The sequence below is a fragment of the Nocardiopsis sp. LDBS0036 genome (assembly GCF_041228755.1).
Classification (GTDB): Bacteria; Actinomycetota; Actinomycetes; order Streptosporangiales; family Streptosporangiaceae; genus Nocardiopsis; species Nocardiopsis dassonvillei.
The window spans coordinates 909521-934719 of sequence record NZ_CP141103.1 but is presented as its reverse complement, the minus strand read 5'-3'; the positions used below and the strand labels follow the sequence as shown (position 1 = coordinate 934719).

26 protein-coding genes are annotated in these 25199 nt (G+C 74.6%); 12 read left to right on the top strand and 14 right to left on the bottom strand.

Annotated elements, in window-relative coordinates:
• Positions 1 to 59: 59 nt before the first annotated feature.
• Positions 60 to 1091: a LacI family DNA-binding transcriptional regulator gene (locus UIS43_RS03820; RefSeq protein ID WP_013153062.1), complete on the top strand. Its 1032-nt coding sequence runs from the start codon at positions 60 to 62 to the stop codon at positions 1089 to 1091.
• 66 nt (positions 1092 to 1157) lie between these two features.
• On the opposite strand, the gene UIS43_RS03815 is transcribed toward UIS43_RS03820, so the two are convergent.
• Positions 1158 to 1742, bottom strand: a complete 585-nt coding sequence (locus UIS43_RS03815) for a helix-turn-helix domain-containing protein (protein WP_013153061.1) — start codon at positions 1740 to 1742, stop codon at positions 1158 to 1160.
• A 129-nt stretch (positions 1743 to 1871) separates the two neighbouring features.
• On the opposite strand from UIS43_RS03815, the gene UIS43_RS03810 reads away from it, so the two are divergent.
• Positions 1872 to 2468 carry a bifunctional 2-polyprenyl-6-hydroxyphenol methylase/3-demethylubiquinol 3-O-methyltransferase UbiG gene (locus UIS43_RS03810; protein WP_013153060.1) on the top strand — a complete coding sequence of 199 codons (597 nt, stop codon included), beginning with the start codon at positions 1872 to 1874 and terminating at the stop codon, positions 2466 to 2468.
• 217 nt (positions 2469 to 2685) lie between these two features.
• Here the strand turns inward: UIS43_RS03810 and UIS43_RS03805 are convergent, their stop codons facing one another.
• Positions 2686 to 3099 (bottom strand): DUF6069 family protein, encoded by a 414-nt coding sequence (locus UIS43_RS03805; protein WP_013153059.1) that lies wholly within the window; start codon positions 3097 to 3099, stop codon positions 2686 to 2688.
• A 314-nt stretch (positions 3100 to 3413) separates the two neighbouring features.
• Here UIS43_RS03805 and UIS43_RS03800 point away from each other — a divergent pair, with 314 nt between their 5' ends.
• Entirely contained in the window at positions 3414 to 4598 is a 1185-nt protein-coding gene (locus UIS43_RS03800) for a sensor histidine kinase (RefSeq protein WP_370012483.1), read from the top strand.
• Positions 4586 to 5248 (top strand): response regulator, encoded by a 663-nt coding sequence (locus UIS43_RS03795; protein WP_370012481.1) that lies wholly within the window; start codon positions 4586 to 4588, stop codon positions 5246 to 5248. The genes UIS43_RS03800 and UIS43_RS03795 overlap by 13 nt, the downstream gene beginning before the upstream one ends.
• A 113-nt stretch (positions 5249 to 5361) precedes the next feature.
• Here the strand turns inward: UIS43_RS03795 and UIS43_RS03790 are convergent, their stop codons facing one another.
• The 7 genes from UIS43_RS03790 to UIS43_RS03760 all read right to left on the bottom strand — a co-directional run bounded on the left by UIS43_RS03790 (position 5362) and on the right by UIS43_RS03760 (position 12784).
• A complete protein-coding gene (locus UIS43_RS03790; protein WP_370012478.1) occupies positions 5362 to 6597 on the bottom strand; it encodes an epoxide hydrolase family protein in 1236 nt (411 codons plus the stop codon).
• Positions 6598 to 6830: 233 nt separating this feature from the next.
• The gene (locus tag UIS43_RS03785) at positions 6831 to 7208 is read right to left on the bottom strand and encodes a DUF2784 domain-containing protein (protein WP_013153055.1); all 378 of its coding nucleotides are present in this window, start codon (positions 7206 to 7208) and stop codon (positions 6831 to 6833) included.
• Between the two features lie 258 nt (positions 7209 to 7466).
• Positions 7467 to 8555 carry a mandelate racemase/muconate lactonizing enzyme family protein gene (locus UIS43_RS03780; protein ID WP_013153054.1) on the bottom strand — a complete coding sequence of 363 codons (1089 nt, stop codon included), beginning with the start codon at positions 8553 to 8555 and terminating at the stop codon, positions 7467 to 7469.
• A gap of 2 nt (positions 8556 to 8557) precedes the next feature.
• Complete coding sequence (locus tag UIS43_RS03775) at positions 8558 to 9463, bottom strand: 5-dehydro-4-deoxyglucarate dehydratase (protein WP_013153053.1); 906 nt, start codon at positions 9461 to 9463, stop codon at positions 8558 to 8560.
• Positions 9464 to 9516: 53 nt separating this feature from the next.
• Entirely contained in the window at positions 9517 to 10476 is a 960-nt protein-coding gene (locus tag UIS43_RS03770) for a sugar phosphate isomerase/epimerase (RefSeq protein WP_019607317.1), read from the bottom strand.
• The gene (locus tag UIS43_RS03765) at positions 10473 to 11633 is read right to left on the bottom strand and encodes a dihydrodipicolinate synthase family protein (RefSeq protein ID WP_013153051.1); all 1161 of its coding nucleotides are present in this window, start codon (positions 11631 to 11633) and stop codon (positions 10473 to 10475) included. The genes UIS43_RS03770 and UIS43_RS03765 overlap by 4 nt, the downstream gene beginning before the upstream one ends.
• Positions 11630 to 12784 carry a Gfo/Idh/MocA family protein gene (locus tag UIS43_RS03760; RefSeq protein ID WP_013153050.1) on the bottom strand — a complete coding sequence of 385 codons (1155 nt, stop codon included), beginning with the start codon at positions 12782 to 12784 and terminating at the stop codon, positions 11630 to 11632. The genes UIS43_RS03765 and UIS43_RS03760 overlap by 4 nt, the downstream gene beginning before the upstream one ends.
• Before the next feature lie 336 nt (positions 12785 to 13120).
• On the opposite strand from UIS43_RS03760, the gene UIS43_RS03755 reads away from it, so the two are divergent.
• From UIS43_RS03755 to UIS43_RS03745, 3 genes are all read left to right on the top strand, one after another.
• Positions 13121 to 14152 (top strand): pirin family protein, encoded by a 1032-nt coding sequence (locus UIS43_RS03755; RefSeq protein ID WP_013153049.1) that lies wholly within the window; start codon positions 13121 to 13123, stop codon positions 14150 to 14152.
• Between the two features lie 352 nt (positions 14153 to 14504).
• Positions 14505 to 16049 (top strand): sodium-dependent transporter, encoded by a 1545-nt coding sequence (locus UIS43_RS03750; RefSeq protein ID WP_013153048.1) that lies wholly within the window; start codon positions 14505 to 14507, stop codon positions 16047 to 16049.
• Positions 16049 to 16162, top strand: a complete 114-nt coding sequence (locus UIS43_RS03745) for a methionine/alanine import family NSS transporter small subunit (RefSeq protein ID WP_013153047.1) — start codon at positions 16049 to 16051, stop codon at positions 16160 to 16162. Before UIS43_RS03750 ends, UIS43_RS03745 begins: the two co-directional genes overlap by 1 nt.
• Positions 16163 to 16245: 83 nt before the next feature.
• Here UIS43_RS03745 and UIS43_RS03740 read toward each other — a convergent pair whose 3' ends face one another.
• Positions 16246 to 16791, bottom strand: a complete 546-nt coding sequence (locus UIS43_RS03740) for a type 1 glutamine amidotransferase domain-containing protein (RefSeq protein ID WP_013153046.1) — start codon at positions 16789 to 16791, stop codon at positions 16246 to 16248.
• A gap of 184 nt (positions 16792 to 16975) precedes the next feature.
• On the opposite strand from UIS43_RS03740, the gene UIS43_RS03735 reads away from it, so the two are divergent.
• Complete coding sequence (locus tag UIS43_RS03735) at positions 16976 to 17548, top strand: histidine phosphatase family protein (protein ID WP_117199136.1); 573 nt, start codon at positions 16976 to 16978, stop codon at positions 17546 to 17548.
• 78 nt (positions 17549 to 17626) lie between these two features.
• Here the strand turns inward: UIS43_RS03735 and UIS43_RS03730 are convergent, their stop codons facing one another.
• Complete coding sequence (locus tag UIS43_RS03730) at positions 17627 to 18481, bottom strand: DMT family transporter (RefSeq protein WP_013153044.1); 855 nt, start codon at positions 18479 to 18481, stop codon at positions 17627 to 17629.
• A gap of 40 nt (positions 18482 to 18521) precedes the next feature.
• Between UIS43_RS03730 and UIS43_RS03725 the strand changes: the two genes are divergently transcribed.
• Positions 18522 to 19973 carry a PLP-dependent aminotransferase family protein gene (locus tag UIS43_RS03725; protein ID WP_370012470.1) on the top strand — a complete coding sequence of 484 codons (1452 nt, stop codon included), beginning with the start codon at positions 18522 to 18524 and terminating at the stop codon, positions 19971 to 19973.
• Between the two features lie 7 nt (positions 19974 to 19980).
• On the opposite strand, the gene UIS43_RS03720 is transcribed toward UIS43_RS03725, so the two are convergent.
• On the bottom strand, positions 19981 to 20685 hold the full coding sequence (locus UIS43_RS03720; protein ID WP_370012468.1) for a hypothetical protein: 705 nt from the start codon (positions 20683 to 20685) through the stop codon (positions 19981 to 19983).
• A gap of 140 nt (positions 20686 to 20825) precedes the next feature.
• Positions 20826 to 22208 (bottom strand): FAD-binding oxidoreductase, encoded by a 1383-nt coding sequence (locus tag UIS43_RS03715; protein ID WP_013153041.1) that lies wholly within the window; start codon positions 22206 to 22208, stop codon positions 20826 to 20828.
• A gap of 214 nt (positions 22209 to 22422) precedes the next feature.
• Here UIS43_RS03715 and UIS43_RS03710 point away from each other — a divergent pair, with 214 nt between their 5' ends.
• Together UIS43_RS03710 and UIS43_RS03705 are read left to right on the top strand one after the other, a co-directional pair.
• The gene (locus tag UIS43_RS03710) at positions 22423 to 23175 is read left to right on the top strand and encodes an SDR family oxidoreductase (protein WP_013153040.1); all 753 of its coding nucleotides are present in this window, start codon (positions 22423 to 22425) and stop codon (positions 23173 to 23175) included.
• Between the two features lie 58 nt (positions 23176 to 23233).
• A complete protein-coding gene (locus tag UIS43_RS03705) occupies positions 23234 to 23659 on the top strand; it encodes a hypothetical protein (protein WP_013153039.1) in 426 nt (141 codons plus the stop codon).
• Between the two features lie 205 nt (positions 23660 to 23864).
• Here the strand turns inward: UIS43_RS03705 and UIS43_RS03700 are convergent, their stop codons facing one another.
• On the bottom strand, positions 23865 to 24407 hold the full coding sequence (locus UIS43_RS03700) for an MOSC domain-containing protein (RefSeq protein ID WP_071622055.1): 543 nt from the start codon (positions 24405 to 24407) through the stop codon (positions 23865 to 23867).
• 235 nt (positions 24408 to 24642) lie between these two features.
• Here UIS43_RS03700 and UIS43_RS03695 point away from each other — a divergent pair, with 235 nt between their 5' ends.
• Positions 24643 to 25110 carry a hypothetical protein gene (locus UIS43_RS03695; RefSeq protein ID WP_013153037.1) on the top strand — a complete coding sequence of 156 codons (468 nt, stop codon included), beginning with the start codon at positions 24643 to 24645 and terminating at the stop codon, positions 25108 to 25110.
• Positions 25111 to 25199 lie beyond the last annotated feature (89 nt).

The window sequence follows — 25199 nt, the reverse complement described above, 5'->3', positions numbered from 1 at the left end:
AGGGCTCCGCTAGGGTAGGAAAGAGTTTTCCCATGGGCCGAGGCAGGAGAGGGAGCGGCGTGGAGTCCGGTTACGTGACGCTGGAACAGGTCGCCGAGCACGCCGGGGTGTCCCTGGCCACGGCGTCCAGGGTGATCAACGGCAGCACACGCCAGGTCAGTCAGCGCCTGCGCGACAAGGTGACCGCCAGCGCGCGCGAACTCGGCTACCTGGCCAACGCCTCGGCCCAGACCCTGGCCCGCAACAGCAGCGCCCTGGTCGGCCTGCTCGTCCACGACATCTCCGACCCCTACTTCTCCTCGATCGCCGCCGGGGTCACCCGCCACACCGAGGAACAGGGACTGGTCCTGGTGCTGGGCACCACCAACCGCTCCGCGCAGAAGGAGGGCCGCATCCTGGCCACGCTGCGCGCGCACCGGGCCCGCGCGGTGGTGCTGGTCGGCTCGCGCTCCACCGACGAGGAGAGCAACCGGCGCCTGTCCGAGGAGATCCGCATGTTCCGCCGCCAGGGCGGGCGGGTGGCGTGCGTGTCCCAGGAGGGCCTGCCCGCGGACACGGTCACCCCCGACAACCACACCGGGGCCTCCGACCTGGCCCGCCGCCTCATCGCCCAGGGGCACCGGGAGTTCGCCATCCTGGCCGGGCCCACCGACCTCCAGACCGCCCGCGAACGCCTGGACGGGTTCCACTCCGCGCTCTCGGGCGCGGGGCTGGAACTGGCCCACCACAACGTGGTGCACGGCGCCTTCACCCGCGACGGCGGCTACGAGTCCACCCGCCGCCTGATGGCGGTGGGCACCGACGCCACGTGTCTGTTCGCCGTCAACGACGTCATGGCCACGGGGGCGATGGCCGCGCTGCGCGACCTGGGCCTGCGGGTGCCCACCGACCTGTCCGTGGCCGGGTTCGACGACATCCCCACCCTGCGCGACCTCACCCCCGCCCTGACCACGGTGCGCCTGCCGCTGGAGGAGATGGGCGAACGCGCCGCTGTGCTCGCCCTGGACGGCGATCCCAGCGACCAGCCCCGCGTGGTCACCGTGCGCGGCGAGGTCGTCGAGCGCGAGAGCACCGCGCCGCCCACCCGCTGAGTTCCGCGGGCGGCTCCCGCACGCCCCACGTGTGCGGTGCGTTTCCCCGGGCATGCCCGGCGCCCCTCATGAGGGCTGGTAACGGGCCCTGATGTGGAAACGCTCGCCCTGCGGGCCGAGGATGCTCAGGAACTCGACCGGCCGGGGCTCGGCGTTGCCGAACCAGTGCGGCAGATGGGTGTCGAACTCGGCGACCTCGCCCGCGGTGAGGACGATGTCCTGGTCTCCCAGCACCAGGCGCAGCCGTCCGCTGAGCACGTACAGCCAGTGGTAGCCCTCGTGCGAGCGGGGATCGGGTTCCAGGTCGTCGGGACCGGCCGGGAGGACCTGCTTGAACGCCTGGAGCCCGCCGGGGTTGCGGGACAGCGGGATGACGGTCATGCCGTTGCGCACGGTCGGCCGCGGGTAGACCCGTGGATCGCCGTTGGCCGGAGCCCCGACGAGTTCGTCGAGCGGCACGTTGTAGGCCTTGGCCAGGGGCAGCAGCAGTTCCAGGCCCGGTCTGCGCTGTCCCGACTCCAGCCGCGACAAGGTGCTGACCGCGATACCGGTGGTCTCGGACAGTGCGGTCAGGGTGATCCCGTGGCGGTGCCTCAGCGCGCGCAGCCGGGGGCCGACCGCGCTCAGGACCGCGTCGAACTCGTCGTCCATGGCTCGACTGTGCCCGCTTCCTTGCGGTTTCCGCAAAGAACTTTGTCATCCCTCCCCCCCGGGGGAACAGTGTGGTGCCCGAGACGGCCACGGTCCGCGCACCAGGGCCCACGAGTGAGGAGAAGGACGATGGACGCACAGTTCTGGGAAGAGATGTACGGCAGCCGCGAACAGGTCTTCAGCGGCGAGCCCAACGGGGTGCTCGTCGCCGAGACCGCCGACCTGCCGCCGGGGCAGGCCCTCGACGTGGGCTGCGGCGAGGGCGCGGACGCGCTCTGGCTGGCCCGGCGGGGATGGCTGGTCACCGCCGTCGACATCTCCTGGACCGCGCTGCGCCGTGCCGCCCGCACGGGTACCGGCACCGACCGCGTGGCGTGGACGCGCGCCGACCTGACCGCCGTGCCGCCGCCCAGCGGTTCGTTCGACCTGGTGTCCGTCCACTACTTCCCCCTTCCCCGCCGAGCGGACCACGCCGCGCTGCGCGGCCTGCTGGCCGCCGTCGCCCCCGGCGGGACCCTGCTCTTCGTCAGCCACGACCTCGCCGACCTGCCGCCGCACCACGACGGCCCCGACCCGCGCGACTTCTACCAGCCCGCCGAGGTCGCCGGGCTCCTCGGTGACGGCTGGACCGTCCTGGTGGACGAGACCCGGGCGCGACCCGCCCCCGCGCCCGAGGGCACACGCCACACCCACGACACCGTCCTGCGGGCCCGCCGCGCGGGATGACGCCGCACCCCGCCCGGCGCCCCGTGCCGTTTCGGCCACGAACCCGGCCCGGGTGGTGACGCCGCGCCCCGCCCGGTGACCCGCACCGGGCGGGGGCAGGCCCGGTGCGAACTCCGCAACCCCGCCCACGGCCGTCCCGCGCCGCTGCGGTCCCGGCGGGGAGGCCGGCACGGGCGGGGACGCTCCGCGAACGCCCCCCTGCGCGGGGGGCGCGGGCTCAGGCGCGGGCCGAGCGGCCCAGGCCCGGGATCAGCACCGCCCCGACCAGGACGTGCATCCCCTCCAGCACCAGCACGACCACCGGCGCGGCGCCGCTGGTGAGGGGTCCGGCCAGGGAGAGCGCGAGCACCACGCAGGCGGTGACCGTCCACGCCCGCCGGGGCCGCCGCGCCGTGCGCTCCAGCAGCGCGAGCAGTCCCCAGGCCGCCGCGGCGCTGAGCAGACCCGCGAAGGCCACGGCCCCCGGCCCCACAGGCCGGGCTTGCCCGCCCGGGAAGGCGGTCAGGTCCACGCCCATCAGCGGCACGGCCAGGGCCCACAGGGCCAGCGGAGCGAGCACCGCGGCGGTCGCGGTGAGTAGCCGCCGGGGGACGGCTGAGGCGGTGCGGGCGGTGGTTTCTGTGGTGGCCATGGTCTTTCCCAACGTCGTCGTGTGGTGCGGCACGGTCCGGGCCTCGTCCCGGGCCGCTGGACGGAAGGTCCGTCCGCGTCCCCCCGGAGGTGAACTCCCAGCCGGTCCGGTGTCCCGGCCGCCCGGACCGCGCCGCCGGGACACCGGGACCGCACCGGTGCGGTGTCGGCCCCCGAACGTCCCACGCCCCACACTCCCCGCACCGGCACCGCCGCCGCATCGGTCCCGGGGCGCGGACGGGGCCGACCGCGGACGAGGTCGTATCCGACTTTGGTCGGTGTCGGGGCGGGAACACCCGGAGCTACGCTGACCTGGTGCCGAGCCCGATCGACGACGAGACCCGGCCCGCGCGCCGCAGCTCGCCGCGGGCCCTGGCCGCCGTGGTCGTCCTGGTCTGCCTCCAGGTCGCGGCGGTGGTCTGGGCCCGCTGGGAGGGCCACACGCAGCCCTGGACGCGGGAGCTGGACCTGGCCGTCGGCTTCGTGGTCTGCGTGCTCTCCCCCGTCCTGCTGCGGTGGCCGGTCACCGGCGCGCTGGGCGCGGCCGTCCTGGCCGTCCTCTCCCCCGCCGCCACCCCTGCGGCGGCGCTGGGCGTGCTCCAGGTCGCCCACCGGCGCCCCCTGCCGCTGGCCCTCGCGGTCGCCGCGGCCGCGGTCGCCGCGCACGCGGTCCAGGGGCTGTTCCAGCCCAGCGCCCAGATCTCCTACGCCTGGTGGCTGGCCCTGATCACCATCGCCACCGGTGCTCTGGTGGGCTGGGGCGCCCTGGCCCGGGCCCGCCGCGCGCTGGTGATGTCGCTGCGCGAGCGCGCCCGCCGGGCCGAGGCCGAACAGGGCCGCCGGGTGGCCGAGGCGCGGATGCTGGAGCGCACCCGCATCGCCCGCGAGATGCACGACGTGCTCGCCCACCGGCTGTCCCTGCTGGCCACCTACGCCGGGGCGCTGGAGTACCGGCCCGACGCCCCGCCCGAGCAGCTCGCCCGCGCCGCCGGGGTGGTGCGCACCGGGGTCCACCAGGCCCTGGAGGAGCTGCGCGAGGTGATCGGCGTGCTGCGCGAGGAGGAACCCGAGGCGGGCGGGCGCCCACAGCCAGTCCTGTCCGACGTCCCCCGTCTGGTGGAGGAGGCGCGCGGGGCCGGGGAGCGCGTGGAGCTGCGCGACGCGGTGGCCGACCCCGACCGCCTTCCCGCCTCCACCGGCCGCACCGCCTACCGCCTGGTCCAGGAGGGCCTGACCAACGCCCGCAAGCACGCCTCCGGCCAGCCGGTGCGGGTGCGCGTGGAGGGCGCTCCCGGCGAGGGCCTGGTGATCGACCTGCGCAACCCCGTGACCGGGCCCGCCGGGGCCACACCGGCCGGGGAGGGGTCCCCTCCGGTGCCGGGCAGCGGAACCGGGCTGGTCGGCCTGACCGAGCGGGTGCGCCTGGCCGGGGGGCGTCTGGACCACGAGCGCACACCCGAGGGCTTCCACCTGCACGCCTGGCTACCATGGCCGGCATGAACCGTGCGCCGCGTGTCCTGATCGTCGACGACGACGCCCTCGTCCGCGGCGGGCTGACCATGATGCTCGACGGGGTCCACGGCATCGCCGTGGTCGGCGAGGCCCGCGACGGGGACGAGGTGCTGGCCGCGGCCGACGCCCACCGGCCCGACGTGGTCCTGATGGACCTGCGCATGCCCCGGGTGGACGGCATCACCGCCACCCGCAGGCTGCGGGCGCGCACGCCCCCGCCCGAGGTCGTGGTGCTGACCACCTTCGACACCGACGAGAACATCCTCTACGCGCTGCGCGCCGGGGCCAGCGGCTTCCTGCTCAAGGACACCCCGCCCGCGCGGATCGTGGACGCGGTCCTGCGGGTGGCCGAGGGCGAGCCCATCCTGTCCGCGAGCGTCACCCGCCGCCTGATGGACCGCACCGCCGTCCAGGCCGGGTCCCACGAGCGGGCCCGCACGGCGCTGGCCCGGCTCAGCCCGCGTGAGCACGAGGTGGCCCTGGCCGTGGCCCGGGGCCGCACCAATGCGGAGATCGCCGCGCAGCTGTACATGAGCGTGGCCACGGTCAAGGCCCACGTCTCCAGCGTCCTGGCCAAGCTCGACATGGACAACCGCACCCAGATCGCGCTGCTGGCCCACGACGCCGGACTCGCCTGACCCCGGCCGCCGCTCCGGCGGCGGGCCCCGCCGAGGACTCCGCCCCCGTGTCCGCGGTGTCCCCTGCCAGCGGCGCCGGGAGGCGCGGACGGGTCCGGCCGTGTCCGTGTCGTTCAGGGCCTGCGGCCGCGGAAGGTGCGGCGCAGGTCGTCCACCCAGGCGTCGGGGTTCTCCCAGGGGATGAAGTGGCCGCCGCGCTCGTGGGCGGTGACGTTGACGTGGTTGAACCAGGCGCCCTGTGGGCCCTCCCTGAACGCCCGGACGCGCTCGTCGGCGGTGTGGACGCCGGGCGGGTTCTCGTACGTGACCAGGGTGAGGCCGACCGGGGCCTGCACGACCGGGGTGCGGTCGTGGGCGGGGACCCAGGGGTAGCGGTTGGCGTTGGCGTAGTAGCGCATCGACGTGGCGATGGAGTTGTTCGCCCAGTAGATCGTGGCGTGGGTGAGCAGGTCGTCCTTGGTGAAGACCGACTCGACGTCGCCGCCGTTGTCGCTCCAGGACCTCCAGCGCTCCAGCAGCCAGGCGAGCAGCCCGGCGGGCGAGTCGCTCAGCCCGTGGGCCAGGGTGGCCCCGTCGAGCATGTGGACGGCCAGGTGGGAGGCCGAGCGGTGGTCCGTCTCCACGATCCGGGCGCGCACGTCGGTGGGCTGGTCGTCGGTGAGGGGCCGGTTCCGGGCGAAGTCCCAGGCCCGGGGGCCGTTGAAGAAGTCGAGCGGCAGCCCGGAGCCGATGTGGACGCCGTACAGCTGGTCGGCGTACTTGTGGCCGAGCTGGCTGGAGACGATCCCGCCGATGTCGCAGCCCCCGGCGGCGTACTTCTCGTATCCCAGGGTCCGGGTCATCAGGGTGTGCCAGAGGTCGGAGACCTTCCAGAAATTGACGTCGGGAAAGCCGGTGAGCGGGCCGGGGAAACCGAAGCCCGGCAGGGACGGCACGATGACGTCGAAGGCGTCGGCGGGGTCGCCGCCGAACGCGGCCGGGTCGGCGAGCGGGCCGATCACCTTCGACCAGTGCCAGAACGTCCACGGCCAGCCGTGGGTGAGGATCAGCGGGATCGGCCGGGGTCCGCGGCCGGGCTCGCGCATGAAGTGCACCGGGACACCGGCGACGCTCACCCGGTAGTGCTCGTGGGCGTTGATGGCGGCCTCGGCCCGGCGCCAGTCGTAGCCGTCCCGCCAGTGGGCGACCAGCTCACGCAGGTAGCTGTCGGGGACGCCGTAGGACCAGTCCTCGTTTCCCTCGTCCAGCGGCGCACGGGTCGACGCGAGGCGGGCGCGCAGGTCGTCCAGGACCCCGTCGGGCACGTGGATCGGAGCGGGCTCCAGGGGGAAGGCGTGCGGGGTGCTCAACGCGTGGCTCCTTGCTGGGTGTGCCGTCGGCCCGTCGGACCGTGAACCGTGGCGGCCTTCCGAGGGGGTTCTTCCGATCGCCCGGCCCGTCCGCGAACGATCGGGGGCGACGGGCCCGGCGAGCGCCCGACGCACCAGAACCTACCGCGGGGGCCGCGGGCGAGCCGACCGGGCCCGCCCCGGGCCGTCCGGGCCGCCGCCGCACGTCCGGTGCCGAGGCGGGCGCCGACCGCTCACACCCCGGCCCTTAGCGCCGCACGGCGGCGCAGGACCAGCCACCCCGCGACCGCCCAGGTGAGCGCCACGATTCCCGCCATGACCAGGCGCGAGGTGAGCAGGTGCTCGGGCGGATAGAGGTTCCCGGTCAGGTAGAAGTCGATGAAGCCGTCCTCCATCACCGCCCTTCCGGTGCGCGCCCGCGACCAGTTCTCGATCTCGGTCAGGAAGCACGGCCAGTCGACGATGACGATGCCCAGGGCGTAGGCCGCCACCGCCAGGTGCACCCAGAACATCCGGGGCCAGCGCCAGGCCAGCGCGCCGCCGAACACGACGAAGGCGAGGAAACCGAAGTGCAGGGCCGCCGCGGCGTGGCCCACCAGGAGGGAGGTCATGCCCCGAATCTAGGACCGGGCCGCCCCGCCTACATCGGTACGCGCACCCGGTCCCCCTGAGTACCCCTACTCTGGTGCCTCCCCTGCCGCCCGACAGCGGGAGGGCGCGCAACCGCCCACCGGTGGCCGCGAGGCCGGAGCCCCGTCACGGGTCGCCCCGCGGCCCTCCCGTCGCCCGCCAGGCACCGGGAGGGCGCGAAAGGGCCGGGACGCCACCGCCACGGGGCGTCCCGGCCCCCTTCCGGTCGCGACCCGGTGCTAGGGGGAAGCGTCCGCGACCGGTGTGAGCGTGTCGGCGAACACCAGGCCGTGGCCGTGGCCGGTGTCGGCGCGCACCCGGCCCCGGTCGAACTCCACCCCGCTGGGGCGGGCCAACGCTCCCAGCGCGGCGAAGGAGGCCCGGTCGATGTCCTCGACCATGGCCACCCGGGGCAGGCACAGCGCCAGCTGCCCCGACAGCTCGGGCAACAGGTGCGGAGCCACCGGCACGCCGCGGCGCGCCATCGACTCCGCGATCCGCAGGAACGGGGTGATGCCGCCCACCCGCACCACGTTGGGCTGGGCGACGTCGCACACCCCCAGCTCCACGGCCCGCTCGAACTCGGCGGCCGTGCGCAGGTTCTCACCCACGGCGAAGGGCACCCGCGTGCGCTCGCGCAGACGGGCGTGCGCCTCCAGGTCCTCGGCCGGGAGGGGCTCCTCCACGAAGTGCGGGCCGAACTCCTCCAGCGCGTCCAGCGCCCGGACCGCCCCGGGCACGTCCCAGCGCTGGTTGGCGTCCACCATCAGCAGCCGGTCCGGGCCCAGCACCTCGCGCACCGCGCCCACCCGCTCGGCGTCCCGGGCCGGATCGGGCGAGCCGACCTTGACCTTGGCGGCGACGTGCCCGGCCTCCACCCAGCCGCGCACCTGTTCCACCAGGTCGGGCAGGGAGTAGTCCAGGTTGACCCCGCTGCCGTAGGCCGGCGCCGACTCGCGGCGCCGACCCACCAGATCCACCAGGCTCGACTCCGCCGCGCGGGCGCGCAGGTCCCACAGGGCGATGTCCACCCCCGCCAGCGCCATCAGGGTGAGCCCGCTGGTGCCCGCCTCGCGCAGGTGCCAGCGCAGCTCGTCCCACCGGGCCGGATGGGCCTCGGCGCCCACCAGCGCGGGCCGCAGGTCGTCGTTGACCAGCGCGGCCACCGCCCGGGCCCCGATCAGCGGGGTCCACGCGAAACCCGTGCCGACCAGCCCGGAGTCGGTGGCCACCCGCACCACCACGACGTCGTTGCGGTCCACGCCCCCGTCCCAGGAGCGGTGCAGCGGCAGCCGGAAGGCCCGGGCGCCGACCTCGGTGACGCGCACGTTCAGCCCTCCTTGACCAGGGACAGGCCGGTCTCGATCAGCTCGGCCAGCGCGGACTCCTCCTCGGCGGTGGGGTCGCGGAACGGCGCGCGCACCCCGCCCATGTCCACCCCGCGCAGCCGCGCGCCCGCCTTGACCAGCGACACCGCGTACCCCGGAGTCCGGTCGCGCAGCCGCACCAGCGGCTCGAAGAACTCGCGCATCAGGGTGTCGGCCAGCGCGTCGCCGGAGTGGAAGGCGCGGTAGAAGGCGTCGGCCACCTCGGGCACGAACGCGAACGCCGCCGAGGAGTACAGCGGCACGCCCACCGACCGGTAGGCCGCCACGGTCAGCTCCGCCGTGGGCAGGCCGTTGAAGAAGGTGAACTCCTCGCCGCGCAGGTCGCGCACCGCCATCACGATCTGGTGCATCCGGCCCAGGTCGCCCACCCCGTCCTTGATCCCCACCACCTGCGGGATCGCGGCCAGCTCCGCCGCGCTCTGGGGGGTGAACACCATCGACCCGCGCTGGTAGACCACGACCGGGATGTCGGAGGCCGCGACCACGGTGCGCACGTAGTCCACCAGCCCCGACTGCGGCGCGCCCACCAGGTAGGGCGGCAGCAGCAGGATCGCGTCCGCGCCCAGTTCGCGGGCCGCGCGGGCCTGCTCGATGGCGGTGCCCACGCTGCCGCCCGCACCGGCCACCACCGGCACGCGGCCCGCGGTGACCTCCACCGACCGCCGCACCACCGCGGCGTGCTCGGCGGCCGACAGGGCGTGCACCTCACCGGTGCCGCAGGCCGCGAACACCCCGCCCGCGCCGTGCTCCACGCCCGAGGCGACGTGCTCGGCCAGCACGTCCTCGTTCACTTCGCCTTCGGAGTCGAAGGGGGTCAGGGGGAAGAAGAGGATTCCGTCGAAGTTCATGCTTGCTCCTTGAGCTCGGGGGGACCGGGGGCGCGCGTGCGCCCCCGGGGGCCTCACAGGACGTGCTGGACGTGGCGTCGGGCCAGGGTGGCGATGACGTCGTCGCCGTCGGCCGACCAGATCCGCTCGTTGAAGATCTCCACCTCGATGTCGCCGTCGTAACCGGCCGCGTCCACCGCGCGGCGCAGGGCGCGCACGTCGGCGTGGCCGTCGCCGACCATGCCGCGCCCCAGCAGGGCGTCGGCGGGGATGGGCAGCTCCCAGTCGCAGGCCTGGAAGGAGGCGATGCGCCCGCCCGCCCCGGCGCGGGCGATCTGCTCCCACACCTGGGGGTCCCACCACACGTGGTAGGCGTCCACCACCACGCCGACGGCGGCCGCGTCGAAGCGTTCGGCCAGGTCCAGGGCCTGGCCCAGTGTGGAGAGCACGGCGCGGTCGGCGCAGAACATCGGGTGCAGGGGCTCCAGCGCGAGCTGTACCCCCCGCTCCAGGGCGTAGGGCGCCAGCTCGGCGATGCCGTCCGCCACCCGTTCGCGGATGCCGACCAGGTCGCGCTCGCCGTCGGGCATACCGCCCACGACCATGACCAGGCAGGGCGCGCCGAGTTCGGCGGCCTCGTCGACGGCGCGCCGGTTGTCCTCCAGCGCCGCGGCCCGGTCCGGGCCGGTGAGGAAGCCGCCTCGGCAGTGCGAGGACACGCGCAGCCCGGCCCGGCGCAGCAGGGCGGCGGCCTTGGCCAGGCCCATCTCGGCGACCGGCTCGCGCCAGGTCCCGATGGCGGGCAGTCCGGCGCGCAGGCAGCCGTCCACGGCCTGGGTCAGGTTCCAGTACTTGACGGTGGCCTGGTTGAGCGAGAGCCGTGCCAGGCGCGGGTCGCCCGGTTCGGGGGTGGGCACCGCGGCGGGCTGCCCGGAGGGCACGTCCACCGCGCCGGGTACGACCGCCGCGACGGTGGCCGCGGGCGCGGCCGTCGGCGTGGGGGGCGCCGCGGCGCCCTCGGGGATGGTGCTCACTGGTCCACTCCTGACACCTGGAGGAGCGCCCGCATGCGTGCCGCGGCCAGGTCGGGGTCGGTCAGGGCCCCGGCGGCGTCGGCCAGGCGCACCGCCTGGGCCAGGTGGGGCAGGTCGCGGGCGCTGTGCAGCCCGCCCACCATGTGGAAGCCCTTCTGGTGGCCGTTGAGCCAGGCCAGGAAGGCCACGCCGGTCTTGTAGTAGAAGGTGGGCTCGGTGAACAGGTGCCGGGCCAGCGGGACCGTGGGGTCCATCAGGGCCCGGTACCGGGCGGTGTCGCCCTCGTCCAGGGCGGCCAGCGCGCGGGCGGCGGCCGGGGCGATGGCGGCGAAGACGCCCAGCAGGGCGTCGGAGTGGCCCTGCTCGTCGCCCAGGACGAGGTCGGGGTAGTTGAAGTCGTCGCCGGTGTACAGGCGCACGCCCTCGGGCAGCAGCCGCCGCAGCCGCACCTCCAGCGAGGCGTCGAGCAGGGAGACCTTGATGCCGTCCACCTTCGCCGCGTGCTCGGCGATCAGGGCCGCCACCGGCTCGATCGCCTCGGCCGGGTCGGCGAAGCCCCAGTACCCGGCCAGGGCCGGGTCGAAGGCGGTGCCCAGCCAGTGCAGGATGACGGGCTGGTCGGCCCGGCCCAGCAGGTCGGCGTAGACCTTGGCGTAGTCGTCGGGGCCCGAGGCGACCGCGGCCAGGGCGCGCGAGGCCATGAGGATGGGGGTGGCTCCGGCGCCCTGGACGACGTCGAGCTGCTCACCGTACGCGGTGATAACGCTTTCCAGATCGGCCTGCGAAAGGTCGAGCTGGTCGGTGCCCACCCCGCAGGCCAGGGCGGCGCCGCGCGAGGCGGCCTCCGCACCCGACCTGCGGATCAGCTCGGCGGTGGCCGCCCAGTCCAGGCCCATGCCGCGCTGGGCGGTGTCCATGGCGTCGGCCACGCCCAGGCCCTGGTCCCACAGGTGGTGGCGGAAGGCCAGGGTGGCCTCCCAGTCCAGGCGGGCCGGGGCGCCGGGGGCGTTGGCCGCCAGGGGGTCGGCGACCACGTGGGCCGCCGCGTAGGCCGTACGCGAGCGGGCGGGGGGAAGCGGGGAGGCGTCGACGGGGGTGCCGCTCAGGGTGTAGGGGGCGGCGGTGCCGTCGGCGGCGGGTAGCAGGAGTGTGCTCATGCGAGGGTGACCTCGTCCAGTTCGATCGTGCGGCCGGTGCGCGCCGACTGGAGTCCGGCCTCGGCCATCTGGAGGCCGCGCGCGCCCGAGAGCAGGTCGTGCGGGAAGGGGGTGTCCAGGACCACGTGGCGCAGGAAGTCCTCCCACTGGGCGCGGAACCCGTTGGGGAACTCGGTGTTGTCGGGCACCGGCTCCCACTGCTCCCGGTAGCGCCCCAGGTCCTCCAGGTCGGGGTTCCAGACCGCCTTGGGCGTGGCCGAGCGGTGCTGGGCGCGGCAGGAGCGCAGCCCCGCCACGGCGCTGCCGTGGGTGCCGTCGACCTGGAACTCCACGAGTTCGTCGCGGGCCACGCGCACGTTCCAGGAGGAGTTGATCTGGGCGATGACGCCGCCGTCCAGCTCGAAGATGCCGTAGGCGGAGTCGTCGGCCGTGGCCTCGTAGGGCCGTCCCTCCTCGTCCCAGCGGCGCGGGATGTGGGTGGCCACCTTGGCGGTGACCGCGCGCACCGGGCCGAACAGGTGCTCCAGGATGTAGTGCCAGTGCGGGAACATGTCCAGCACCATGCCGCCGCCCTCCTCGGCGCGGTAGTTCCAGCTGGGGCGCTGGGCGGGCTGCCAGTCGCCCTCGAAGACCCAGTAGCCGAACTCGCCGCGCACCGACAGGATCCGGCCGAAGAAGCCGCTCTCGACCAGCCTGCGCAGTTTGAGCAGGCCGGGCAGGAAGAGCTTGTCCTGGACCACGCCGTTGCGCACGCCCGCGTCGCGGGCCAGTTTGGCCAGCTCCAGGGCGGCGCTGAGCGTGCTGGCGGTGGGCTTCTCGACGTAGACGTGCTTGCCCGCGGCGATGGCCGCGCGCACGGCGGCCTCGCGGGCGTGTGTGATCTGCGAGTCGAAGTAGACCGTGATGTCGTCGTCGGAGAGCACACCGTCCAGGTCGGTGGACCAGCGCTCGATTCCGTGGCGTTCGGCGATCTCGCGCAGCTTGTGCTCGGAGCGTCCGACCAGGACGGGCTCGGGAATGATCCGGGAGCCGTCGGGCAGGCGTACGCCGCCCGCCTCCCGGATGGCCAGGACAGACCGGGTCAGGTGCTGCCTGTACCCCATGCGTCCGGTGACGCCGTTCATGGCGACACCCAGCACGTGATCACCCATGGGTTGTTACCACCTTTCCGTATGAAAGCGCTTTCCAGCCTACGGCAAAAACACCCCCGCGCACCAGAGGGGCCCCGGACCTGCCACGACGCGAAGCGCTTCGACACCGGCCCCCGCGAGGCGGACTGCGGGCCCCGGGACCCACGTCGGCGACACCCGCCATCCCTTCGGCAGCGGCACCGGCGCGGTCCGCCCCGGCGGGGGCGCGCCCGCCCCTTCCGCAGGGGGCCTGCCCGCCCCGCCGAACACGCCCACCCGCGACGGTGACGCGAAACGCCCCCGGGCGCGTTCCCCGACAGGTGCCGGACCGGAGCCGCCTCGACTACCTTCGGCAGGGTGAGCAATCTGGACACCCATCCCGCCGAAGAGCGCGTCTGCGGCGGAGAGGTCGACCCCGCCGACACCGCCGCCTCCGGCGACACCGAACTCCTCGAACCGCGCGAGGTCCCGCTCGGCGGCCCGCGCGCCATGCTGGTCCGCCGCGCCCTGCCCGGGAAGAACCGCCGCATGGTCGGCGCGTGGTGCTTCGCCGACGTCTACGGACCCACCGGCGTCGCCGACGGCCCCGGCATGCAGGTGCCGCCGCACCCCCACATCGGCCTGCAGACCGTGAGCTGGCTGGTCCGGGGGTCGGTCCACCACATGGACGGACTGGGCTCGGACCAGCTGGTCCGCCCCGGCCAACTCAACCTCATGACCGCCGGACACGGCATCGCCCACTCCGAGCGCTCCCCCGCCGACGCCCCGCCGCTGCTGCACGGCGCCCAGCTGTGGATCGCCCTGCCCGAGGACGACCGCGAGGGACCGGCCCGCTTCGAACACCACGCCGACCTGCCCGCCTTCGACCTGCCCGGCACGGACGCGCCGGGGGCCAGGGTCACGGTGATCGCCGGAGAGGTGGACGGCCGCCGCTCCCCCGCCCGCGTGCACACCCCGCTCATGGGAGCCGAGGTCGTGCTGGAACCCGGGGCCCGGGTGCGCCTGCCCCTGGACGCGTCCTTCGAACACGGCGTCCTGCCCCTGGACTCGCCCGTGCGGGTCCTGGGCCACACCGTCGAGGCCGGTGCGCTGCTCTACGCGGGCGAGGGGCGCACGGAGGTGGAACTGCGGGCCGAGGAGACCGCGCACGTGCTGGTGATCGGCGGCGAGCCCTTCACCGAGGACCTGGTCATGTGGTGGAACTTCGTCGGCCGCGACCACGACGAGATCGTGCGGGCCCGCCGCGCCTGGGAGGACGACCGGGAGGACGCCGACGACGCGGGCGGGCGGCGCTTCGCCGCGGTCGCGACCGACGACGGAGCACCCCTCCCGGCTCCGGAGCTGCCCAACGCGCGCCTGCGCGCGCGCCCGCGCCACCGCGGCGCGTAGAACCCCGGGACGGTCGGCCGGGGCCCGCCGGGGCGGCGCGTCCGCGTGCCACGACCCGCGAGCCCCGGCCGCGCCTTCGCGGCCCCGGGCCTGCACCCGCCGGAAACCGGTCGGCCCCCGTCACGGGTGCCCCGCCCGGCAGTCGCCGCCACGCGCGCGGGCAAGGTCGGCTGAAGGTTTCCGGTAAGCGCCCCTTGTCGTTTCTGTCCATCGTGCGAGTCTGGACAGAAGGAAACGAAAGGAGCGTCGTGAGGCGACACCCTGGCCAGGCTCCCCGCCCCACAATGCTGACCAGGCCAACTCCTGCTACCGTGCGGATCGCGAACTACGGGATGATTTAGGAGACCTGAACATGGTCCAACAGACTCGCGAGCAGTGGGGATCGCGCGCGGGCTTCCTGATGGCGGCGATCGGTTCCGCCATCGGTCTGGGCAACATCTGGCGATTCCCCTACATCGCCTACGAGAACGGCGGCGGCGCCTTCATGCTGCCCTACCTCATCGCCCTGCTCACCGCCGGTATCCCGCTGCTGATCCTGGAGTACAGCATCGGGCACCGCTACCGCTCCTCCGCTCCGCTGTCCTACCGGCGCATCACCCGGCCCGCCGAGGCCATCGGCTGGTGGCAGGTGGCCATCTGCTTCGTCATCGCGGTCTACTACGCCGTGATCGTGGCCTGGGCCGCCCGGTTCGCGTGGTTCTCCATCGGGCAGCAGTGGGGCGACGACCCCAACGCCTTCTTCTTCGAGGACTTCCTCCAGATGAGCGAGGGGCCCGGCATGGTCTCGGGCTACGTCGCGGGTGTGGCCTGGCCGCTCGTGGGCGTGTGGGCCGTGGTCCTGCTCATCCTGGCGCTGGGCGTGCGCAACGGCATCGAGAAGGCCAACAAGGTCTTCATCCCGCTGCTGGTGGTGCTGTTCCTGGTCCTGGTCGTGCAGGCCCTCACCCTGGACGGGGCCGCGACCGGTCTGAACGCCCTGTTCACGCCCGACTGGGGCGCGATGCTCGACGGCAGCGTCTGGATCGCCGCCTACGGGCAGATCTTCTTCTCCCTGTCCGTGGGCTTCGCCATCATGGTCACCTACGCCTCCTACCTGCGCCGCAGGGCCGACCTGACCGGCTCGGCGATGGTGGCGGGCTTCGCCAACAGCTCCTTCGAGCTGCTCGCGGGCATCGGCGTGTTCGCCGCCCTGGGCTTCATGGCCACCGCCGCGGGCACCGGGGTCGAGGACGTCGCCGCCAACGGCATCGGACTGGCCTTCGTCGCCTTCCCGCAGATCATCTCGACCCTGCCCATCGGCGGCGCGCTGTTCGGGGTGCTCTTCTTCGGCTCCCTGGTGATCGCGGGCCTGACCTCGCTGATCAGCATCGTCCAGGTGATCATCTCCGCGGTGCAGGACCGCACCGGCCTGGGCCGCGTCCAGACCGTGCTGCTGGTGGGCGGCGCCACCGCGCTGGCCTCGATCCTGCTCTTCCCCACGCCCGAGGGGCTGCACTTCCTGGACGTGTTCGACCACTTCATCAACCAGTACGGCATCGCACTGGCCGGACTCGTCATGATCGTGGTCTTCGGCTGGATCGCGCGCAGGCTGCCGATGTTCCAGGAGCACACCAACGCGATCTCCTCCATCCGGCTCGGCCTGTGGTGGAAGGTCGTCCTGGGCGTGGTCACCCCGATCCTGCTCGGCTTCATGATGTGGGACAGCCTGCGCACGGAGCTGACCGAGAACTACGCGGGCTACTCGACCGGGTTCCTGCTGGCCGCCGGATGGGGCCTGGCCATCGGGGCGATCGTCTTCGGGATCGTCGTCTCGCTCTTCCCCTGGAAGCGCGCCGACGCCCTGGCCCGCCAGGACGCCGACACCGAGGACGCCGTGACCAAGGAAGGGGACCGCTGATGACCACCAGCGCGATCGTCATGATGGTCGTTGCCATGATCCTGCTGTGGGGCGGGCTCATCGCGGCCATCGTCCACCTGCGCCGCCACCCCGAGAAGCCCGAAGAGGGGTAACCGCGCCCGAACGCGACGGGGCGGTGGGCGCCGGTCGGGCGCCCACCGCCCCGTCGTCGTTTTCCCGCCTTCGCGGGAGCCGCCTACTTCGCGGCGAACTCGCGGACGATGCGCTCGCAGAAGGCGGGCAGGTCGTCGGGGTTGCGGCTGGTGGTGATCCCCTGGTCGGTGACCACCTCCTCCTCCACCACGGTCCCGCCCGCGTTGCGGATGTCGGTGCGCAGGCTGGGGTAGGAGGTCACCGTGCGCCCCCGCACCACGTCGGCCTCCACCAGGATCCACGGCCCGTGGCAGATGGCGGCCACGGGCTTGCCCGCGGCCACGAAGTCGCGCACGAACCCCACCGCGTTCTCGTCCGAGCGCAGGTTGTCCGGGTTGACGGTCCCGCCGGGGACCACCAGGGCGTCGTAGTCGTCCACCCCCACCTCGGACACCACGCGGTCCACGTCGAAGGTGTCCGCCGGTTCGATGTCGCCGTTCATCGCCTGGATCCGCCCGGACTTGAGCGAGACCAGGTCGATGGTGGCGCCCTCCTCGCTCAGCGCCTTGCGCGGTGTGACGAGTTCGACCTGCTCGACCCCGTCCGCGGCCAGAATCGCGACCCGACGGCCGTTGAGCGTGTCGGCCATGGCTGCCCCCTCAGCTGGACTCTTCCGGCACCCTGCGTGCCGCGTTGGCGCCCCTACCCGCGCAGGCCGTCCTCTCACACGCCCCGCCGGGGAGGCGCACGCCACGTTCGGGGGCTCGACCGCGCGAACCGGACCCGTCCGCGCGGAGTCGAACCGGCGAAGCCCCCCACAGGAGGAGACCACCGTGCCCGCGACCCGCCACCTCTACCTGGCCCGGCACGCCGAGGCCGAACACGAGAACGGCTCGCTGACCGGGAAGGGCCGCCACCAGGCCGTCGCACTCGGCCGACGCCTGCGCCGCGCCGGGGTGGACAGGCTCCACCACGGGCCCCTCGCCCGCACCGCCCAGACCGCGCGACTGGTCGCCAGGGAGTTGGGCGCCACTCCCGTGCGGGCACCCGAGGCGGGTGACTACGCTCCCCACCTGCCCCTGCGCGCGGAACTGCCGCAGGAGCACGCCGACGGCGTGCTCGACTTCGTCGCCTCCCTGCCCGAGCACGAGCGCCTACCCGGACCCGCGCTGGCCCACCGCGCGCTGGAGCGCTTCACCGGCCCGGTCGAGGGGGAGCACGAACGGCACGAAGCGGTCATCACCCACTCCTACCTGGTCGGATGGCTGGTGTGTGTCGCACTCGGTGCTCCCGCCTGGCGCTGGACGACCCTGGCCCCGGCCAACGCCGCGCTGACCGTGCTGCGCTACCCCCCGGGCCGCCCGGCATCGGTGCTGGCCTTCAACGACACCGCGCACCTGGGATGAGATCCGCGTCCTGGGCGGTCCCTGACCCGCCGGATCCGCGAGCCGCACGCCGTGCCGGGCTGGCGCCCATCCGCGTGCTCAGCCGCGCGATCTCTGGGTGACGGCGATGCACACGAGGACGACGACGGCCGTGGCGGGCGCGGCCGGGGTCAGCGGCTCTCCCACCAGCAGCACCGCCCACACCAGGGTCAACAACGGTTGAGCGAGCTGGAGCTGGCTGGCCCGGGCGACCCCCATCGCACCCATCCCCCGGTACCAGACCACGAACGCGCCGAACTGCGACACCGCGGCGAGGTAGGCCATGCCCGCGAGCGCGCGCGGCGCGGCGTCCACCGGCTCGGCGGCCAGCGCCCACAGAGCGGCGGGCACGGTCAGCGGCGCGGCGGCGACCAGCGCCCAGGCGATCACCTGCCAGCCCGGCATGCTCGCGGCCAGCCGACCGCCCTCGGCGTACCCGGCGGCGCACAGCACCAGGGCCGCCAGGAGGTACAGGTCGGCCGGGCCGGGTGTTCCGCCGCCGCGCACCAGCGCGAACGCGACGACGGCCGCGGCGCCGCACACCGCGGCCGCCCAGAACCGGCGCGAGGGGCGCGCCGGGCCGCGGCGCAGGGCGAACACGGCGGTGGTGATCGGCAGCAGCCCGATCACGACCGCGGCGTGGGAGGTGGAGGACACCTGGAGGGCGAGCGTGCTGAACAGCGGGAACGCCGCCACGCAGCCCAGGGCGACCACGGCGATGCCCGGCCGGTGGGCGCGGTCGGGCAACGGGGCGCGGACCGCCGCGAGACAGCAGCCCGCCAGCGCGGCGGCCAGCGCGCACCGGACCACCGCCACGCTCCAGGGACCGAAGCCCTCCAGGGCCCACGCGGTGGCCGGAAGGGTGAACGAGAACCCGAGGACGCCGAGCGCGGCGCACAGTGTCGCGCCGAGCACCGCTACTCCGGGCGGTGCGATAGCGCTATCTTTAGCCTTCATGAAACAGCGTAGCAGTGTGCGGGAACTGACCGTTTTCCTGCGCAGGGAGGTCGACCGCTACTCCCCCGGAGAAAAGCTGCCGTCGAGTCGGGCACTGGTGGAGCGCTACGGCGTGAGCCCGGTGACCGTGTCGCGGGCCGTCGCGGCGCTGGTCGCCGAGGGTGTGGTGGTCACCCGGCCCGGCGCCGGGGCGTTCCGGGCGGGCGGGAGCGTCCCCGGGCGCGCGGTCGGCGACACCTCCTGGCAGGAGGTCGCGCTGAGCGCCGAGACGGCGGCGGCCTCCGGCGAACCGGTCCCGCGCACCGTGGACGCCTCCGGGGTGCTGGCCACCCTGACCCCGCCCGACCTGGGGGTCGTCGTGTTCAACGGCGGCTACCTGCACCCCGCCCTCCAGCCCGAGCAGGCCATGGGCGCCGCACTGGCCCGGGCGGGACGGCGGCCGGGAGCCTGGGCGCGCCCGCCGGCGGAAGGAGTGGAGGAGCTGCGCGGCTGGTTCGCCCGGCAGATCGGCGGCTCCGTCGGCGCGGCCGACGTGCTGGTCACCGCGGGCGGGCAGAGCGCGCTGACCACCGCGCTGCGCGCCCTGGCCCACCCGGGGGCGCCCGTTCTGGTGGAGTCGCCCACCTACCCCGGTCTGCTGGCCGTCGCGCGTGCCGCGGGCCTGCGGCCCGTCCCCGTCCCGGTGGACGCCGAGGGGATCCGCACCGACCTGCTGGAGCAGGCGTTCGCGGCCACCGGCGCCCGGGTGCTGGTGTGCCAGCCGCTCTTCCACAACCCCACCGGGACGGTCCTGGCCCCCGCCCGGCGGGGCGAGGTGGTGCGGATCGCGCGCGCCGCGGGCGCTTTCGTGGTGGAGGACGACTTCGCCCGCTACCTGGCGCACGCTGACGCCGCGGCTCCGCCGCCCCCGCTGGCGGCCGAGGACCCCGACGGCACCGTGGTGCACGTGCGGTCGCTGACCAAGGCGACCTCGCCCAGCCTGCGCGTGGGCGCGATCGCCGCGCGGGGACCGGTGACGCGGCGCCTGCGCGCGATCCAGCTGGTGGACAGCTTCTTCGTGGCGCGCCCCCTGCAGGAGGCCGTGCTGGAGCTGGTCGGCTCGCCCGCGTGGGGCCGCCACCTACGCGCGGTGGCGGCGGGCCTGCGCGAGCGCCGCACGGCCATGGCCGCGGCCCTGGCGCGTGAACTGCCGGAACTGGCGGCGCCGCACCTGCCCGCGGGCGGACACCACCTGTGGCTGCGGCTGCCCGGTGAGACCGACGAGGCCGCGCTCGTGTCCGCGGCGCTGCGCGCCGGGGTGGCGGTGGCCGCAGGCCAGGCCTACTTCCCGGCGGAGCCGACCGCCCCGCACCTGCGGCTCAGTTACGGCGGCGCGGCCGGGACCGCCGAGATCACCGAGGGGGTGCGCCGCCTGCGCACCGCGTTCGCCGGTACCGCACCCGGGGAGTGAGGGACGCCTACCCCAGGGTGTCCTGCGCGCTCTCCCAGACACCGGCCGGAACCCGCTCCAGCAGGCTGATCGCCGCGTCGGCGCGCTCCCGTACACGGCCGGTCTCCAGTGCTCCGCGCTCCCAGGCCACCAGGTACCGGCCGCCGAAGCGGAACGGGCACACGCCCTCCCGCGACAGCAGCCACTCCCGCACCGGCTCCCCCAGGACGGTCGCCGCGAAGGCCCCGTCAGCGGCCACCACGGCGAACCGCTCGTCGAAGGCGGCCTCGCCCGCGCTCCAGGCGCGGGCGCCGCCGTTACGGGGCTGGGGCGCACCGGCTCCGGTGCCCGCCTCCTCCACCTGGAGCAGCGGCACGCCCGCGGGCAGGGCCACCGCCACCACGGTGTACACGTGCGCGACGGTGCGGTGGCGCTGCTGGGGATGGGGCGCGGTGTAGCCGTACTCGTAGGCCAGGACCCGGCGACCGCGCAGTTCGGTGCACAGCACGTGCCTGGCCCGGGCGTTGGACCGCCGTTCCAGGAAGGGGACGCCCTCGAACCGGTCGACCAGCTCGGGCCGCTCGCGGTCGTAGCGCCACCCCTCACGCGAGGCCCACAGGGTTAGGCCGCGGGAGCGGCGGCGTTCGGCGGCCGAGCCCGCGACCGCCGCTCCGACCACGCCGACGACCACCAGGGCCGCGATCACCAGAACCAGGACGGTGGTGGTCTCCATGGGGGTCTCCTCGTGCGCGGTGCGGTTCCTGCCCACTGAGACGCCGCCCGCTCCCCGACCGGTTCCACCCTTCTCACGACCCCGCACCCCGCCGTCCGCGGCCCGCCCGCGCCCGGCCCCGCGCGGTCGGCCCCCGTCGGCTACGACGCGGCGAAGACCTTGCCCGGGTTGAAGATGCCCCGCGGGTCCAGGGCGTCCTTGACGGCCCGGTGCATGGCGAGCACGTGCGGGCCCATCTCCCGGGCGGCGCCGCGCATCTTCAGCAGGCCCACGCCGTGCTCGCCGGTGACCGTGCCGCCCAGGGCGATCGCCTCGTCCACGATCACCTCGAAGGCCTCCTGTGCGCGCTTCTTGGCGTCCTCGTCACCGGCCGGGACGATGAACAGCGGGTGCAGGTTGCCGTCACCGGCGTGCGCGATGTTGCCGATGCGGGTGTCGAAGCGCCTGCCGATCGCCTCGATGCGCTCCAGCATCAGGGGCACCTTCGCCTTGGGCAGGCACATGTCCTCGGTCAGCAGCGGGCCGAGCCGCTCCAGCGCCGGGTAGGCCAGGCGGCGGGCCTCGAACAGGGCCTCGGCCTCCTCCTCGTCGGTGGAGCGCACCGCGTAGACCGCGCCCTCCGCCTCGAAGCACGCCAGGATGCGGTCGGCCTCCTCCTCGCCCGCCGCCCCGGGCTGGTCGCTGCGCGCCAGCAGCAGCACCTCGCCCTCGGCGGACAGGCCCATGTTCTTCCACTCGTCCACCGCCTGGAGGCAGAACCGGTCGATCAGCTCCATCGCCGAGGGCACCACCCCGGCCGCCGAGACCGCCGCGACGGCCCTGCCGGCCTCCACCAGGGAGTCGAAGTAGCCCACCACGGTGTGCTCGGTGCCGGTACGCAGCGGCCGCATCCGCAGCGTCACCTCGGTGACCAGGCCCAGCGTCCCCTCCGAGCCCACCATGAGCCCGCACAGGTCGTAGCCGGTCACGCCCTTGGCGGTGGTCCGGCCCAGCCGCACCACCTCGCCCGAGCCCACGACCGCCTCCATGCCCAGCACGTAGTCGCGGGTGACCCCGTACTTGACGCAGCACAGGCCGCCCGCGTTGGTGGCCACGTTGCCGCCGATGGTCGACCAGGGCGCGGAGGCCGGGTCCGGCGGGTACCACAGGCCGTCCCGGGCCACCCGTTCGCGCAGGTCGTTGTTGACCACGCCCGGCTGCACGGTGGCGGTCTGCTGTACGGGGTCGACCTCCAGGACACGGTTCATCCGCTCGAAGGAGACCACGACCCAGCCGTCCACGGCGTTGGCCGCACCCGACAGCCCCGTCCCGGCTCCGCGCCCGACCACGGGGACGCCCAGTTCCGCGCACACGGCCACCGCGGCCGCCACGTCCTGGGTGTGGCGGGGGCGCACGAGCGCGGCCGGGCTGCCGTGGGGAGCCCACTCGGCCTCGTCGTGGGAGTAGCCCTCAAGGACGGCGGGGTCGGTGACCACCTGCTCCGCGCCGACCGCTGCCGTCAGTCTCCCGGCGATCCCGGACATGGCACACTCCCTCACCGCTCGCTCGGCCGCTCCGCTGCGCCGACGCCGCCAGCACTCTAACCGGACACCGGGCGCCGAAGACACCACCGCCCCCTGGTCAGGGCGGTCGGCGGCGCGCCCCGCCGCGGACACGCCCGGGGGCGTCCCAGCGGGGACCGACGCGCCCGGTCCCCCGAGACCTAGCATGGTTCCTCCGGGAAGCGAAGGAGCGCCCATGAAGACAGTCCTCGTCACCGGCGGCACCGGCACCCTGGGACGGCCCGTCGTGGAACGCCTGCGCCGGGCCGGGCACCAGGTGCGCAGCCTGAGCCGCCACCCCGATCCGGAGGACCCCGCGTCCTTCGCCGTGGACCTGCGCCGGGGCACCGGGCTGTCCGACGCGGTCCAGGGCGTGGACACCGTCGTGCACTGCGCCAGCACGCCCTCGGGCGGCGACATCGAGGCGGCCACCCACCTGATCCGCGCGGTCCGCGAGGCGGGTGTGGCGCACCTGGTCTACGTCTCCATCGTCGGCGTGGACCGGGTTCCGCTGGGCTACTACGGGACCAAGCACACCGTGGAGAGCGCGCTGGCGGCCTCCGGTCTGGGGTGGACGGTGCTGCGCGCCACCCAGTTCCACGACCTGGTGCGCAGGCTGTGCGCGGGCGCGGCCCGCCTGCCCCTCATGCCCGTCCCCGACGTGGACGTGCAGCCCGTGGCGGTCGAGGAGGTCGCCTCCCGCCTGGCCCACCTGGCCGACCGTCCTCCGGCCGGGCGCGTGGCGGACATGGGCGGCCCGCGCGTGGAGTCCTTCCGCGACCTGGCCGCGGCCTACCAGCGCTGGGCGGGGACGGACCTGCGGACGGTGCCCGTACGCCTGCCGGGCGCCGTCTTCGCCGCCTACCGCGCCGGAGGCCACCTGGCCCCGGACCGGGCGGTGGGCAAGGTGACCTTCGCGGAGTTCCTGGCCGACCGGAACCCGGAGTGAACAAGTCGTTGAAAACCATTAGTTGACAACAGGGTGTTTGCGCCCTCATCCTGGAGGCATGAGCGAGGAACAGCACGAGAGCGCCTTCACCCGACCCGACCCGCGAAGCGCCCGCCGCATGCGCACCCACGAGGCGCTGCTGCGCATCACCGAACGCCACGCCACCGGCGAGCACCGCACGCGCTGGGACGAGGCGCGCATGCCCATGGCGCCCCTGGACGCCCTGCGGCGCGTCGCCGACCTGGCCGCGGGCGGCGCCCAGCCCGACCCCGACGCTCCGGCCGTGGACCAGGACGACCTCACCGCCGCCCTGACCCTGGTGCCCTGGGCGCGCGCCGAGTTCGACCAGCTGGAGGCCGGACTGCTGCAGATGTCCAAGGGGCGCGGCATGACCTGGCAGGAGATCGCCTTCGGCCTCGGGCTGGGCTCGGCCCAGGCCGCCCGCCAGCGCCACGACCGCCTCCTGCGGCGCGGCGAGAGCTGAGGCACCGGCCACGGTCCGGGCAGTGGCCGCCCGGACCGTGACCGCCTCAGCCCGGCACGGGGTGGTTGGACCGCGCCCTGCGGGTCGCGCCCGGCCCTGATCCGCCGCAGCGCCTGCGCGGAGAAGTACGTCGGCGAACGCGCCGCCCGGCACGCCGAACCGAGCTGTCGGCCTCACGGGCGTCGAAGACCTTGAGGACTTCCCCTCACACCCGTTCGAGAGGTGTGTGGGCGCCCCGGGGCACCCGCACGCGCACCGGCATACCGGGTTCGACGGTGCCGCTGGTCAGCACGACGCCCATGACTCCGGCCCTGCGCACCACGGTGCCGTCCTCCCCGCGACGCAGAACCTGTTTGAGCAGCCCCCGGGAGAAACCGTCGATCTGCGCGCAGGGATTGCGCAGGCCGGTGACCCGCACGCTGGCCCCGTCACCGAAGGACAGGACGGTGCCCGCGGACAGGGACAGCAGGTCCAGACCGCGGGTGGTGATGTTCTCGCCCAGTTGGCCCGGGGAGACCGCGAATCCCGCCTCGCCGACCTCCTCCAGGAGTTCGGCGGCCACCAGGTGGACCTGGCGCAGATTGGGCTGGTCGGGATTCACCGCGATCCGGGACAGGTGCTGAACGGTGGCGCCCAGGTGGGCGTCACCCTCCACGCCCAGCCCGGCCAGAAGGCGGATCCGTGGCAGGACCTCCTTGCTGAAGGTGTGTCCGGAACCGCAGCTGACCGACTCCACCACCGGGCCCATGGGCGCCGCCTCTTCGCTCGGGTGCACTGGACCCCAGCCTAACGAGCCCAACCCCCGGGGGCTGGGCTCGTGACCGGAAGTGCCGTCGGCGCGACCCGCCCTGGAGTGACGCGCACCACATCGGCGGGGGTATGGACACCGCACGGCCGGGGCACAACCGTCGGCGACGAGGCCACCGCCGCGCGGCCTCCCCCCGCCCCCGGGTGTGCGCGGCCCGACCCATGGACGGGGCACCATGACCACCACCCTCCACCGGATCCGCGTCCTGGCAGCCGCCGGGGCCGCAACCGCCCTGCTCGGCGGCTGCGCCGGAGCGCAGGAGCAGGACGCGGCGGACTCCGGTCCCTCGGCCGCCGACGCCTCCCCTCCCGGGGACGCCCCCTCCTCTCCCGCCGCCCCGGCGCCGCCCGAGGCCGCAGACGGCACCGACCTGCAGGCCTGCGCCGACGCCGACTGCGAGGTGCTGGTGGAGAGCGGCGACGAGTTCGCCATGGACGGCTCCCACGGCGTGGACCGGTTCGTGGTCGACGCCGTGGGCGAGGACGGGCTGGACGTCAGCGGCTACGGCCCCGGCACCACCCTGTCGGGTCGCCTCCCGCCCCCGGACGGGGAGGGGCCCGGGGGCGTGTTCGTCATGAACGGCTTCGAGATCACCCTGGTCGCGGTGACGGACTCCGGCGGCGTGGTGCGCCTCGCGCCCTGAGCGACCGACCGGGCCCTTCCCCGCCGATGGAGGCCCCGGCCCGCGTCACCGGCGGCGGAGAGGGCAAAAGTCGTTGTCCCCGCCCACCC